We start from the raw sequence: 13778 nt of genomic DNA, 5'->3' as shown, positions 1-13778 counted from the left end.
CGAGTAAAGAACAGCCCTATTGCGGCTCGGTCGCGCGAGCGGGCTTCGCTTTGTCGGGCGTGGTCCCCTCGCCCGCGAACGGCTCCAGCCGGAAGGCGATGCGGGTGGGCTCCAGCTTCGTCCGATACTTCATATGCGGCTGGCCGACATGGCTCCAGGTCGTGTCGCCGCCGACGCCCCATTGCGCGGCATCGACGATCAGTGTCGTCTCGCCATGCGGCACGATGTCGGTCGACTTCCACGTGCCCGGCGCGCGGCGGTAGAGATCGCCATAGGGAAAGGCGAGCGCCTGCATCATCAACGGCTTGTCCGCTCGCACACGCAGGCCGCTGCCCGCGCCCGACAGCTCCATCCAGCGCACGTCCAGCTTGTTGCCGGTATCCTGTGGCCGCATGTAATCGTGATTCTGCTCGGCGACCGCCCCGCGCCACAGCCCGATCGCGGCGGAGGTCTTGCGATCGACATAGCTTTCATGCGGACCCCGGCCATACCATTCGACCGTCTTCATGGTGGTTGGCATGGTGTACCACAGGCCGACACGGACCGGCGGCGGCAGGTCGGCCTTGAGCGGCGTGAATTGCCCCTCGACATCCACCGCGCCATCGCCCGCCATCCGGTAGCGGGTGACGAAACGCGCCGCTCCCGCGCCATAGTCGTGATCGACGGTGACCAGCCCCTGCGCCCGCTCGACGGTAACGCCGCGGAGTTTCTGCGCCCCGTTCATCGCGAACCAGGCGCTTTGCTGCGCGACCGTGCCGTTGGCGGTATCGTTGTCGGTCTCTGCCCGGACGAAATTGGGCTGTCCCCCCTTGGCGAGCAGCTTGCCATCCACGCTGTACCGTTCGATCAAACCGGTCTTGCGATCGATGACCAAGGTAGCGCGCCCAGCCGACAGGCTGACCCGCTCGGCCGTGTCCGCCACCGTGATCCGCCCCACCTTGGCCGGTGCCATAACCGGTGCCTCGCCCAGTGCGAACTGTTCCCAGCCGACGACATAGCCCGCCGGAACCGCGCGGATCGTGCCGTTCTTGGCCCGCGCACGCACGGTCAGGAAATATTCCGCCCCCGGCTTACGTGCGAATTGCGGGGCGAGCGCCACCGTCTGTACCTGTCCGGCGGCGGTGGTCAGTGCGGGCAGCGTGCCGGTCGCAACCGCCACGCCATTCTCCTCCACCATCCAGTCGAAATCGAATCCCGACAGGTCGATGAAGTCGTGGCGGTTACGTACGTCGATCCGCCCCGTGGCGGGATCGAACCCCTCGAACTGGATCGGCGACTGCACCTTCTGCACTTCGTAGAGTTGCGGATTGGGGGTGCGGTCGGGCTGGTTCAGCCCGTCGCCGAACTCGATATCGCCACCCGGATTGGGGCCGTACTCGCCGCCGTCACCCCAATATCGCCGTCCGTCCTTGGTATAGCGATACATGGACTGGTCGACCCAGTCCCAGATGAAGCCGCCCTGCAATTTGCGATGGACGTAGATGGTGTCCCAATAATCCTTGAAATTGCCGCCCGAATTGCCCTGCATATGGGCATATTCGCATTGGATCATCGGTTGCGTGTGGCTTGGGTCCTCGGCCCAGTCGACCATCTTTTCGATATCGTCATACATGGGCGCGTAGATATCGACGAAGCTATTGGGCTGGTGGCTCCAGTCGAGCGTGCCCCAGCCGAGATAGGATACCAGCCGCGCCGGATCGCGCCGCCGGATCGCCGCCGCCGCCTTCTCGAAATTGGGGCCGATCCCCGCCTCGTTGCCCAGCGACCAGAAGATGATCGAGGGGTGGTTCTTGTCCCGCTCGACCATGTTCATCACGCGGCTGACGTGCGCGCTTTCCCAGGCGGGGTCGAAGCCGATCTGATACTTCGCCCGCTCGTCGCCATGGCGGTTGCCGGCCTCCATATAGGCATGGCTCTCGATATTGGCCTCGTCCATCAGGTAGAAGCCGTACTCGTCCACCAGCGACAGGAAGCGCGGGTCGTTGGGATAGTGCGAGGTCCGGATCGCGTTGAAGTTGTTACGCTTCATCAGCTCCAGATCGCGGCGCATCGACTCTTCGGAGATGACGTGGAAGGTGACCGGGTCATGCTCGTGCCGGTTGACGCCGCGAATGACGATGCGGCGGCCATTGACCATGACCTGCCCGTCCCTGATCTCGACGGTGCGGAAGCCGATCCGCTGCGGTGTGGCCTGTACGACCTGTCCGCTCGCATCCACCAGTTCGACCAGCAGCGTGTAGAGGTTGGGCGTCTCGGCCGACCAGGCGCGCACGCCGGGCACACCCGCCTCCAACCGCGCCGAGGTCGCGCCCTTGGCCACCCGCATTTCGCGCGTCACCACCGCCCGATCCCCGTCGAGCAGCGTCATCCGCGCGGTCATCGCCTGGGGAAGCGCGGGCAGCGTCAACTCGGTCGACAGCGTGCCGTCGCGATAGGCCTTGTCGAGCCCGGCATGGACGAACAGATCGTCGATGCGGGCTTTGGGTACGGCGCGCAGGAAGACCGAGCGCTCGATCCCCGAGACGCGCCAGAAATCCTGATCCTCAAGATAGCTGCCGTCCGACCAGCGATGGACGCGGATGGCGACGACATTGCGCCCCGGCTTCAGGAAGCGGGTGACGTCATATTCGGTCGGCAGCTTGGAGTCTTCGGAGTAACCGACCTCCTGCCCGTTGATCCAGACGCGATAGGCCGAACCCGCCGCGCCGATCTGAAGGATCACATCCTGGCCGCTCCACCCCTGGGGCAGGTCGAAATCGCGACGATACGAGCCCGTCTCGTTATCGTCATGCGGCACCAGCGGTCGGTTGGCCGGGAAGGGATAGGTGATGTTGTTGTACTTGGGCTGACCATAGCCCTCGGCCTGCCACATGGCGGGGACCTTGATGCTCTTCCATCCCGACACGTCATAATCGGGCCGCTCGAACCCCTTGGGCGCGCCCTCGACCGAGGGGGAGAAGGCGAAGGACCAGGTGCCATCGAGGCTAAGGAACCGGCTGGACCTGGTCCGATCCCCCGCCAGAGCGAGTTCGCGGCTTTCATAGGGGAAGGCGGTGGCCGTGGCCGGGCGCGTACCGCGCGCGTTGACGGCGGGATTCTCCCAATCGGGACGGTTGGGATCGACCTGGACGGGGGCGACCTGCGGCCCGCTCTGCGCCGCTACCGGGCCGGTCAAAGCCATCACGGCCACGCCGGCCGCCAAACGCCATTTCATAACACTCCCCTTTTTCTGTCGGCCAAGCCGTCCTGCCGGACATTTCGCCATATTTTGTCTGATTTTTATGGACGGTTTCCCTGCCCTACAAGCGAAAAGGCACTGTCGCGGGATCGAGAATAGCCCTTTTCAAGCGGATTGACGGGCATGACGGCATTGCGACTATAGTCGGACGTTTCAAAAACCACCGGGCGGGAACGACAAGATGAAGAACGCAAGGAAGCGCCGCATCGGCCGCGCCGCCATGGCCTCGCTGGTCCTCCTCTGCGGTGCGACGGTAACGAGCGGTGCCGCTGCACAGGCAAGCCCCGTTGCCGACCGTCCCGTTCCCGTGACCTTGCGCCCGGCGATCGATCGGCCGTCCACGGTGTTCGAGGGCTGGGGCACCGCGCTGGCCTGGTTCGCGCATGTCACCGGCGGCTGGCCGGAGGCGGAGCGGACGCGGCTGGCCGACCTCTTTTATGGCCCCGACGGGCTGGGCTGGACGATCGCACGCTATAATATCGGCGGCGGCAATGCGGCGGATACGCCGCCTTATATGAAGGTCGGGCGCGCGGTGCCGGGCTTCTGGCGGCAACCGGCGGGGGCGACGGGCAAGGACTGGTGGCGCGCCGAGAACCCCGCCATGTGGGACTGGGGGCAGGATGCCAACCAGCGCTGGTGGCTGGACGCGATCACGGCACGGGTGAAGCAACCGATCTTCGAGGCTTTCTCCAACTCCCCGCCCTGGTTCATGACGGTCAGCGGTCGGGTGTCCGGTGCGGAGAAAGGCACCGACGACAATCTGCGCCCCGGCCAGGAACAGGCCTTCGCCACCTATCTGGTGCGCGTCACCGATGAGTTGCAGCGTCGGCACAAGCTGCGTTTCCGCACCCTGTCACCGGTCAACGAACCCAACACCGATTACTGGTTCGCCGCCAATACGCAGGAAGGCGCGCACTGGTCGCCCACGCGCCAGGCGCAAATGATCGACGCCACCGCCGACGCCCTGAAGGCCAAGGGTCTGTCCACCGTCATCGCCGCGCCGGACGAAACCGCGTCGAACCTGTTCGTCGAGGATTGGGCCGCCTATCCTCCGGCCACCCGCGCGGCGATCGGGCAGCTCAACGTGCACAGCTATGGCACGGTCCACCAGACCGCGGTGCGCGATATCGCCCGCGCCTCGGGCATCAGGCTGTGGATGAGCGAGAACGACACGCCGCTGTCACGCGATCCGGAGGATTTCACCGGCATGGCGACACCGCTGGCCTTTGCCGAGCATGTCGTCGGCGATCTCAAGCGGCTGGAACCCGCCGCCTGGGTCTTCTGGCAGGCGGTCGAGGATTTCAGCACCCGCAAGGGCGAGAAGGGCTCCAACTGGGGGATCGTCAAGGCCGACCTGATGGGCGCGCCCGACCGGCCGCATGCCATCCACGTCACCGGCAAATATTGGGCGATGGCGCAGTTCAGCCGCTATATCCGGCCCGGCGACCGGCTGGTGCCGGTGGATGACATGGATACGGTGGGCGCATTGTCGCCGGATGGGCGGCGGTTGGTGCTGGTCCATGTCAATCCGGGGCTGTCCTCCCGGCCCTTGAGCATCGCGGTGCCGGGCCGGTGGCAGAAGCGGATGATCGTGACCGATGCCTCACACAAGGCGGTGCCGGTCAGGAGCGAGGTGGCGCCGCCCCGGTCGATCGTGACGTTGATCCTGACGCGGTGAGGGTTGGGCGTGGCCTTCGACTACGCTCAGGCTGAACGGCTGTCGGGTATTTCTATCATGCCAAAACCCGTTCAGCCTGAGCGTAGTCGAAGGCCAAGGGAATCCCTCACATCCCCGCATCGGGATCGGTCAGCCCGATCATCCGCCGCCCCGCGCGCCGGGCGAAGTTGAGCGTCGCCTTCTTCCGGATATGCGCGGGCAGGGGCACGCTATGCGCTTCCCGCACGATCGCGGCGTCATAGCGGTCGGCGACGATGATCCCGGTCCGCTCGGGCAGGAAAGCGGCGCTGTCCAGCGGGGACCAGTCGAACCCGGCGGGCACGGCCCAATAGAAGCGGTCGCAATGCGCCAGATAATCGGGCCATTTCCCGTCGCCCAGCATGTCGGCACGCGACACCTTGATCTCAACCACGACCACCCCGCCCCGCGCGTCCAGCGCCATCAGATCGGCACGGCGACCGCCGTCCAGCGACACTTCGGGAATGGCGATCAGGTCGTGGCGGAGCAGCATCCGGGTCACGCCCCGCGCGACATCGGCGGCGCAAAGCGGTGAGTCGGGGTCCTCGACACACGAAGCGGGCGGCATGTCCAACATACCGCCCGCTTAGAACATTTGACGAACAAAGCAAAGCCCCGGAGCGGGGCTGGATCGTCAACGATAGAAGATGTGATTGCCGATCGCGGCGACCTTCTGCACGCGCACGCCCGGACGATTGCCCGGGGTGTTGAAGTACAGCGCCTTGCCGGCGGTGCTGTCCCAGGCCTGGGCCAGGGCGACCTTCGCCACCGCGACGGCGGTGCGATAGGCGCTACGCGACGGGCTGACCGATGGGATTTCACCGTGGCGCACGAAGCTGAACTGGCCGCGCTGCTTGATGACGTCGCACACGCCCGTGGGGAAACGGCCCGACTTGGTGCGGTTCAGGATCACCTGCGCCACGGCCAACTGGCCGCTCAGCGGTTCGCCCTGCGATTCGAAATAGATGGCACCGGCGAGACAGCGGAGCTCTTCGCTCGACGCCATGTCGTCTTGGGCCGCAACCGCTTCGGCCAGCGACTCGAAATCGCCGTCTTCATCCGTATCCGCTTCGGAAACTTCGGAAAAATTGGGGAGCGGGGACATGGTGGCCCGGGCACTCATGGGAACCATCGGCAAATCCGCCGCGTTGATCCCGGAAACAGCCATCGTCGTGACTGGTGCAGCACCGCCCGCAGCATTGGCGGCCACATTGGCCAGGCTGGGGGTGCTCGTGGCGAGAAGGCCCGCCAGGGAAAGAGCCATGGCCGCAGACGCCGCGACTCGTTTGAAAACCGTCATTCACTCAAACAGACATGCGGTTGGATCACGGACCCGAGCATATGCCCCATGGGCGCTCGTCCGGGCTTCCCCCCGACTGCGTAACCGACCGGATCGCACCCGGATCGACACAACGCGAATTTAAGACCGGGCGCTCGTGGCCGATATGGCCCCGTTCGTCAATCGTTCAGGATCGTTTCAGCGGTGAACCGTTCCGCCGCAGCGCCGTCCAGTTCCACCACCCACAGGTCCGGATCGCGCGATCGCCGCCGCCGCCAATAGCCCGCCACATCCTCGCGCGGGGTGGAATCGATCAGCGCGATGCGCCCATCGGGGCCGATCCCCCGCTCCAGCACGCGCTCGGTCCGGTCGGGGTCGATGGCGATCACCAACAGGCCCCCGGCCTGCGCATCGCCCTTGGCGAGCACCATGCCCATGCCCCCGCTGTCGTTCATCCGACGGAGCAGCGCCGTCACCAGCATCCCGGTCGGCAGGCGGCCGTCCATTGGTTCAAACCGTCCGATAGCCGGGCAGTCCCGACAGCGCGATCTGCGAGCGCATGAAGGTGCCGGTGCCGCGCGCCACCTCTTCCCCGCTGGCGTCGATCAGCCGCGCATCGGCGACGAAGACCCGCCGCCGCCCGCTGACCCAGCGGCCCTCCGCCATCACCTCGCCCGCCTTGATCGGGCGGGTCAGCAGCAGGTTGAACTGCGTCGTCAGCAGGAAGCGGTCGGTGACCAGGCTGTTGCAGGCATAGAAGGCGGCATCGTCGAGCATCTTGAAATAGCTCGTGCCATGCGCCGCGCCCGCCGCGTGATAATGGCGCTCGTCCACCATGAAGCGGATGCGCGCGACGCCGGGCTCAGGGATTTCCAGGGTGGAGACGAACAGGCGGTTGATCGGAGCCTCGGCATAGAGGGTCTCCAGCGCCCGGAAATGCGCCGCCTCGCCCTCAGGCCGCGGCGTCACGCGCCTCGTCCTGGGTCAGAAGCGCCCAGATCGCGTCGGGCGATCCCGCCCCGCGCAGCTTGGCGACGAAGCCCTTGTCGCGCAGCCGCCGCGACACCCGCGCCAGCGCCTTGAGATGCGCCGAGCCCGCATCGGCGGGGGAAAACATCGCGAAGACCAGGTCGACCGGCATGTCGTCCACCGCCTGGAAATCTACCGGCTGTGCCAGACGCGCGAAGACGCCGATAATCTGGTCCAGTCCCGCCACCTTGCCATGCGGGATCGCAACCCCGCCGCCGAAGCCGGTCGAACCCAGCTTCTCGCGCTCGGTCAGGACATCGGCCAACAGCTTGGCATCCTGTCCCGCCGCGTCGGCGGCCGCGGTCGCCAGGGTTTGGAACAAGAGCTTCTTGTTGGAGGCGGATACACCCGCCAGCACCGTTTCATGGCGCAACAGATCACTGAAATCGTTCATGCTTATATCCGGTGCGCCCCCGCGCGGCCCGCCTATTAGCGGCCCGCGCGGAAGAACGATAGGGGTTATCCCGCCGGATTGGCCCTTTGCGGTTCGACCCAGCCGATGGTTCCGTCGCCCCGGCGATAGACCATATTATACGATCCGGTGCCCGAATTCTTGAACAGCAGGGCGGCTGTATTGCGCAGGTCGAGCATCATCACCGCATCGGACACGCTGGCATCGGGAATATCCACGCGGGTTTCGGCGATGATCAGGGGCGCATCGCCCGCCTCGTCCTCGTCGACCTGCTCGGCGAACAGGGTATAGCCCGCATCATAGGCCCCGGCCTCGGCCAGTTCGATCGCCTGGCCGGCATTGCGATCCTTCAGGCGGCGGGAATAGCGGCGAAGCTGCTTTTCGATCTTGGCCGCCGCCCCGTCAAAGGACAGATGCGCATCCTGCGCATCGTGGCGGCCCTTCATGACCAGGCCACGGGTCACGTGCATGACGATATCGCACTTGAAGCCGATATCGTGCGGCCCTTTGCCGAACGTCACCTCGGACGACATGGTGCGGGCGAAATATTTCTCGGCGATACCCTGAAGCCGGTCCGTCACATGGGTCCGCAGCGCGTCGCCCGTTTCGACCTGATGACCAGAAATCCGGATATCCATCGTCTTCTCCTCGATACACACTGATGGGACGGTCCTTTTGGCCTGTCCCCTGGCGTCAACCGGACGCCTCGGCCCCCCAAATCGGATCGGCGATCCCCTTAAGAAACGCAGCATGAGCGGCAAGTTCCGCCTCGCTGGGGCGGAAGATGCGCGGCGGGCGGACTTTGGCGGGCGCGCGGGCGACGATCACCGGCCCACTCTCCTCATGGGTGTCGGCCAGCAGGCCCAGACCGATCTGCCGTCCGCCCATCAACTCGACATAGACCTGCGCCAGCAGTTGCGCATCGAGCAGCGCACCGTGCAGCACGCGGTGCGACCGGTCGATGCCGTAACGCGAGCACAGCGCGTCGAGCGTATGCTTCGCGCCGGGATGCTTGCTGCGCGCGATCGCCAGCGTGTCGATCATCCGCGTCTTTTCATCGACCGGCGGAAAACCCAGCGCGCCCAGTTCGCCATTGATGAAGCCGAAGTCGAAGGTGGCGTTGTGCGCGATCAGCGGCGCATCGCCGATAAAGTCCAGAAACTCGGCCACGCCCTCGGCAAAGACCGGCTTGTCCTTCAGGAAGGCGTCGGACAGACCGTGAACCGCCTGCGCCTCGGCGGGCATCGACCGTTCGGGATTGAAATAGGCGTGATAGGTGCGACCGGTCTCGACCCGGTTGACCAGTTCGACACAGCCGATCTCGACCAGCCGGTCACCTTCCGAAAATTTGAACCCGGTCGTTTCGGTGTCGAAAACGATCTCTCTCATGGACCGACTATCGGCCTTCCGATGCGCGCATGCAAGCGATCAGCCGTCGAACCTGTTGGCGGGTTTCGGCAAGCGGAATGTCGGTCGCGATGACATGATCGGCGCGCGTCCGCTTTTCCGCATCGGGCATCTGGCGCGCGATAATGGCCTGAAACTTGGTCGAATTCATGTCCGGTCTTGCCAACACCCGTGCCTCCTGCACGGTGCGTTCTGCCGATACGACCAACACCTTATCCACAGCCTTATCACCACCCGTTTCGAAGAGCAGGGGTATGTCGAGTACGACCAGGGGAGCATTCGCATGGGCGGCCAGAAAGGCGGCGCGCTCGGCCTGGACGGCGGGGTGGACGATTCCCTCGAGTCGGCGCATCGCGGAATCGTCGCCCAGCACGGCCTGGCCCAGCGCGGTGCGATTCACGCCGTCCGGTCCGGTGGTCCCCGGAAAGGTCGATTCGATCGCGGGGACCAGTTTTCCACCGGGCCCCTGCAAGCGGTGGACACAGGCATCGGCGTCGAACACGGGCACGCCCTCGTCGCGAAACATCTGCGCGACGGTGGACTTGCCCATGCCGATCGAGCCGGTCAGCCCGAGGACGATCATCCGAGCAGGATTCCGCGCAATTCCGCGTCGCGGTCGCGCGGCGGCTCGGCCCCGAAGAACAACGCAAAAGCCACCGCCGCCTGGCCGATCAGCATGTCCAGGCCATCGATCGTCTGGAGCCCCCGCGCCCGCGCCGCCGCCAGCAAACCGGTCTCCAGCGGCGCATAGACGATGTCATAGACGATGGCGTCCCCGGGCAGCGCCGACAGGTCGAGGTCGAGCGGCGGCTGGCCGGTCATGCCCAGGCTGGTCGTATTGACCAGCAGCGCGGAGGGCGGGACGGCACTGTCCAGCGCCACGGCCTGCCCATCGAGTCCGAAGGAGGACAGCAGCGCCGCGCCCTTTTCCACATTCCGGTTGAGCAACGTCACCGGCCCCACCCCGATTCCGGCCAGCGCGAACAGCACCGCGCGCGCCGCGCCTCCGGCCCCGATCACCGTTACCGGCTTGCCCGCCAGATCGATCCCGTTCAGCGGCGCGGCGAACCCCGCCGCATCGGTGTTGGTCCCGATCAGCGCACCATCCTCTGCCCGGATCGCGGTGTTGATCGCCCCGATCGCGGTGCGAACGTCACCGCGATCCTCGACATGCGCCAGCGCATCGACCTTGTGCGGTACGGTGATGTTGCATCCGCGCCAGTTCGGATCGTCCTTCCGCCCGGCGAAATAGTGGGGCAGCGCGTCGGGCGTGACATGGGTGGCGCGGTAATCGGCGTCGATCCCCAACGCCTCCAGCCAGAAACCGTGAATGCGCGGCGACTTGCTATGGCTGATCGGGTCGCCGATCACTTCGGCATAGGGTCTGGTCATCAGGCGGGCATCCAGCCGCGCTCGCGCAGATAACCCAGCACGGGCAGCAGCGGCATACCGAGAATGGTGAAGTGGCTCCCCTCGATCCGTGAGAAAAGCTGCACCCCCGGCCCCTCGATCCGGAAACAGCCGACGCAACCCGCAATGGTGGGCCATTCCTGATCCAAATAGCGGTCGATGAAGGCGGGCGAGAGGGGGCGGACATGAAGCCTGGCCCGCTCGACATGGCGCCACACCGGGCGGCCATGCTCGGCGATGACGGCGGCGCTCCACAATTCGTGGCTGCCGCCGCTCATGCGCGTCAGATGCTCGGCGGCCTGTTCGCGACTCTCGGGCTTGTCGAGCAGCGTGCCGTCGGCGAGCGCCACGATCGAATCCGACCCCAAGACCGGCACCGGCCCGGCATTGGCGGAAACCTTGACCGCCTTCATCTCGGCCAGCGCATCGGACAGGTCGCGCGGCGACGCGCCCGCCATTGCCGCCTTGACGCCGGCTTCGTCCACACGGGCGGGCAGCGCTTCATAGGCCACCCCGGCGGCGTCGAGCATCGCCCGGCGCGAGGCGCTTTGCGAGGCGAGGATGATCATGCGTCGGTCTTTCTTTGATTCACGAGGGAGATGATCGCCGCCGCCGTCTCCTCGATCGAGCGGCGGGTGACGTCGATCACCGGCCAGTCATTGTCGGCGAACATCCGCCTGGCGAAGGTGAGTTCGCGATTCACCGCCTCCTGCTCGACATAATCGGTGTCGGGGGCCTGGTTGAGCGACAGCAGCCGGTTGCGCCGGATCGCGATCAGCCGGTCGGCGCTGGTGGTCAGCCCCACGACCAGCGGCTTTTTCAGGCTGAACAGAAAGGGGGGCGGGGGGCTTTCGACCACGATCGGGATATTGGCGGTCTTATACCCGCGATTGGCGAGATAGATGGAGGTCGGCGTCTTGGACGAACGGCTGACCCCGGCCAGGACGATGTCGGCTTCCTCCCATTCCTCCCACGCGATGCCGTCGTCATGCGCGATGGTGAACTGGATCGCATCGACCCGCGCGAAATAGGCCGCGTCGAGGACATGCTGGCGACCGGGCCGCATCTTGGCCGCGACGCCCAGCAGCCCCGACAGCGCGGCATTGACCGGATCGAGCGGCGCGACGGTGGGCAGGCCCAGCGCATGGCACCGGCTCTCCAGCACGCGCCGCGTCGTCGGGTTGACCAGCGTATAGATGACCAGCCCCGGATTCTGCGCGATCTCCTGAAGGATGCGCTCCAGATGGCTCTCCGTCCGGACCATCGGCCAGAAGTGCCGGACGGTTTCCACATCGTCATATTGCGCGAGCGCTGCCTTGGCGATGTTCTCCAGCGTCTCGCCCGTGGAATCGGACAGGAGGTGCAGGTGAAGCCGCGTCGTCATGACCGGCCTAATGACTCTGTGGATAACATGTCGCGAATCGGTAGCGTAACTTTGCCGACCGGCCAAGCGGCGGACCGGCGGTGGATAACGACCGATTCGTCCACAATGAATCTCACAGGCGCGATTCTTTTCCACAGCCTGTGAGTTACGGGGGCGATGAATCCGAATCCCGTTGAATCGGCGATTCCCCTTGAGTCAACATGTTGGCATATCGGGGAGAGCCGCATAATCCCGACAACCAACGTGCCAACCACTTCAACAATCCATTCTTAGAATCTTCTTGAATAGAAGAAGGGGGGTCTCCTGACCGACGTTTCGATTCGAAAACCCCTGCTCGCCGTCTTGCGGGGCGAGCGGCAGGCGGTGCCGCCGATGTGGCTCATGCGGCAGGCCGGACGCTATCTGCCGGAGTATCGGGAACTCCGGGCGCAGAAGGGGGGCTTTCTGGCGCTGGCCACCGATCCGGAGGCGGCGGCCGAGGTGACGGTGCAGCCGATCCGGCGGTTCGGCTTCGACGGCGCGATCCTGTTTTCCGACATATTGATGGTTCCCTGGGCATTGGGCCAGGATCTGAGCTTCGGGGCGGGGGAGGGGCCGCGTCTGGCGCCCGCGCTGGTCGATCATGCGCTGAATGCCCTCACGCGCGTCCCTGAGCGTCTCGACCCCGTCTATGCCACCGTGGCACGGGTCGCGGGCCAGTTGCCGCCCCAGACCAGCTTTCTGGGCTTTGCGGGCTCTCCGTGGACGGTCGCGACCTATATGGTGGCGGGGCAGGGGTCCAAGGACCAGGGCGAGACGCGACGTTTCGCCTATGCCGATCCGGCGGGGTTCGGCGCGATCATCGATGCGATTGTGACGATGACGGTGGAGTATCTGGCCGGGCAGGTGGCGAACGGGGTCGAGGCGGTGCAGTTGTTCGATAGCTGGGCGGGATCGCTCTCCCCGGCACAGTTCGAACGCTGGGTGATCGCTCCCAATGCCGCGATCGTCGAGGGTTTCCGGGCGCGCTGCCCCGGCGTGCCGGTGATCGGCTTCCCCAAGGGCGCGGGGGGCAAGCTGCCCGCTTATGCCCGTGAGACCGGGGTGGACGCGGTCGGGCTGGACGAGACGGTCGATCCGGTCTGGGCCGACACCTATCTGCCGGAGGACCTGCCGGTGCAGGGCAATCTCGATCCGCTGGCGCTGATCGCCGGGGGCGAGGCGCTGGACGGCGCGGTGGATCGCATCCTGGCGGCGTTCGCGGAGCGCCCACACATCTTCAACCTAGGGCACGGCATCCTGCCCGACACGCCGATCGCGCATGTCGAGCGGCTGATCGCCCGTGTGAGGAAGCAAGCATGATCGGATTACTGGGGGCCGCCTATGAATGGGTGAAGGCGGCGCATATCATCTTCGTGATCTTCTGGATGGCCGGGCTGTTTATGATGCCGCGCTATCTGGTCTATCATCAGGAGGCGCTGGTCGCGGGCGACGCCACCGACGCGGCGCGCTGGGTCGAGCGGGAAACCAAGCTCCGTTCGATCATCCTGACCCCGGCGATGATCGCGGTATGGGTGCTGGGGCTGTTGCTCGCCGCGTCGCTGGGGCTGTTCTCGGGCGTGCCGGGGCTGGGGTGGCTGCACGCCAAGCTGGCCTTCGTGCTGTTGCTCTCGGGTTATCATGGCTGGATGGTCGGCTATGCCAGGAAGCTGGCGCGGGGGGAAACCAGGCTGACCGGCAAGCAACTGCGGATGATCAACGAGGTGCCCGCGCTGGCCGCGACGATCATCGTGGTGCTGGTGGTGATCAAGCCGTTCTGATCCCTTCTTCTTCCCTCCCGTTTACGGATTCCTCTGCGAAACGGCTCATTTGTGACAGAGGATCTGGGCGAGGCTTTCGCTGCAGGGATCCGGTACGGGCCTTGGTCAGCTTTGGCTGGCCGGT

The 13778-nt window shown here is 65.7% G+C and carries 15 protein-coding genes; 3 read left to right on the top strand and 12 right to left on the bottom strand.

What is annotated here, in order from left to right; all coding sequences use genetic code 11:
* Positions 1-16: 16 nt before the first annotated feature.
* Positions 17-3214, bottom strand: a complete 3198-nt coding sequence (locus SM191_RS13660; protein WP_341506672.1) for a glycoside hydrolase family 2 TIM barrel-domain containing protein — start codon at positions 3212-3214, stop codon at positions 17-19.
* A 205-nt stretch (positions 3215-3419) separates the two neighbouring features.
* On the opposite strand from SM191_RS13660, the gene SM191_RS13655 reads away from it, so the two are divergent.
* A complete protein-coding gene (locus SM191_RS13655; protein WP_341506671.1) occupies positions 3420-4916 on the top strand; it encodes a glycoside hydrolase in 1497 nt (498 codons plus the stop codon).
* Between the two features lie 106 nt (positions 4917-5022).
* Here the strand turns inward: SM191_RS13655 and SM191_RS13650 are convergent, their stop codons facing one another.
* The 11 genes from SM191_RS13650 to SM191_RS13600 form a co-directional block, all read right to left on the bottom strand.
* On the bottom strand, positions 5023-5511 hold the full coding sequence (locus tag SM191_RS13650) for an MmcB family DNA repair protein (protein ID WP_341506670.1): 489 nt from the start codon (positions 5509-5511) through the stop codon (positions 5023-5025).
* Between the two features lie 57 nt (positions 5512-5568).
* The gene (locus SM191_RS13645) at positions 5569-6198 is read right to left on the bottom strand and encodes a cell wall hydrolase (protein WP_306997173.1); all 630 of its coding nucleotides are present in this window, start codon (positions 6196-6198) and stop codon (positions 5569-5571) included.
* 194 nt (positions 6199-6392) lie between these two features.
* A complete protein-coding gene (locus SM191_RS13640) occupies positions 6393-6719 on the bottom strand; it encodes a DUF1491 family protein (protein ID WP_341506669.1) in 327 nt (108 codons plus the stop codon).
* A gap of 4 nt (positions 6720-6723) precedes the next feature.
* Positions 6724-7182: a PaaI family thioesterase gene (locus tag SM191_RS13635; RefSeq protein ID WP_341506668.1), complete on the bottom strand. Its 459-nt coding sequence runs from the start codon at positions 7180-7182 to the stop codon at positions 6724-6726.
* On the bottom strand, positions 7166-7636 hold the full coding sequence (locus SM191_RS13630) for a PTS sugar transporter subunit IIA (protein ID WP_306997178.1): 471 nt from the start codon (positions 7634-7636) through the stop codon (positions 7166-7168). Before SM191_RS13630 ends, SM191_RS13635 begins: the two co-directional genes overlap by 17 nt.
* A 65-nt stretch (positions 7637-7701) precedes the next feature.
* On the bottom strand, positions 7702-8292 hold the full coding sequence (hpf, locus tag SM191_RS13625; RefSeq protein WP_341506667.1) for a ribosome hibernation-promoting factor, HPF/YfiA family: 591 nt from the start codon (positions 8290-8292) through the stop codon (positions 7702-7704).
* 55 nt (positions 8293-8347) lie between these two features.
* Entirely contained in the window at positions 8348-9043 is a 696-nt protein-coding gene (gene dnaQ, locus SM191_RS13620) for a DNA polymerase III subunit epsilon (RefSeq protein WP_341506666.1), read from the bottom strand.
* A 7-nt stretch (positions 9044-9050) separates the two neighbouring features.
* Positions 9051-9644: a dephospho-CoA kinase gene (coaE, locus tag SM191_RS13615; protein WP_341506665.1), complete on the bottom strand. Its 594-nt coding sequence runs from the start codon at positions 9642-9644 to the stop codon at positions 9051-9053.
* The gene (aroE, locus tag SM191_RS13610) at positions 9641-10453 is read right to left on the bottom strand and encodes a shikimate dehydrogenase (RefSeq protein ID WP_341506664.1); all 813 of its coding nucleotides are present in this window, start codon (positions 10451-10453) and stop codon (positions 9641-9643) included. Before aroE ends, coaE begins: the two co-directional genes overlap by 4 nt.
* Complete coding sequence (locus SM191_RS13605; protein ID WP_341506663.1) at positions 10453-11040, bottom strand: Maf family protein; 588 nt, start codon at positions 11038-11040, stop codon at positions 10453-10455. The genes aroE and SM191_RS13605 overlap by 1 nt, the downstream gene beginning before the upstream one ends.
* Entirely contained in the window at positions 11037-11855 is an 819-nt protein-coding gene (locus SM191_RS13600; protein ID WP_341506662.1) for a pyruvate, water dikinase regulatory protein, read from the bottom strand. The genes SM191_RS13605 and SM191_RS13600 overlap by 4 nt, the downstream gene beginning before the upstream one ends.
* A gap of 318 nt (positions 11856-12173) precedes the next feature.
* Here SM191_RS13600 and hemE point away from each other — a divergent pair, with 318 nt between their 5' ends.
* Entirely contained in the window at positions 12174-13196 is a 1023-nt protein-coding gene (gene hemE, locus SM191_RS13595) for a uroporphyrinogen decarboxylase (protein ID WP_341506703.1), read from the top strand.
* The gene (locus SM191_RS13590; protein ID WP_306997192.1) at positions 13193-13654 is read left to right on the top strand and encodes a CopD family protein; all 462 of its coding nucleotides are present in this window, start codon (positions 13193-13195) and stop codon (positions 13652-13654) included. Before hemE ends, SM191_RS13590 begins: the two co-directional genes overlap by 4 nt.
* Positions 13655-13778 lie beyond the last annotated feature (124 nt).

The sequence above is a fragment of the Sphingomonas sp. 2378 genome (assembly GCF_038084995.1).
Taxonomy (GTDB): Bacteria; Pseudomonadota; Alphaproteobacteria; order Sphingomonadales; family Sphingomonadaceae; genus Sphingomonas.
The sequence above is the reverse complement of the archived record's forward strand: the minus strand, read 5'-3'. Positions and strand labels throughout refer to the sequence as shown.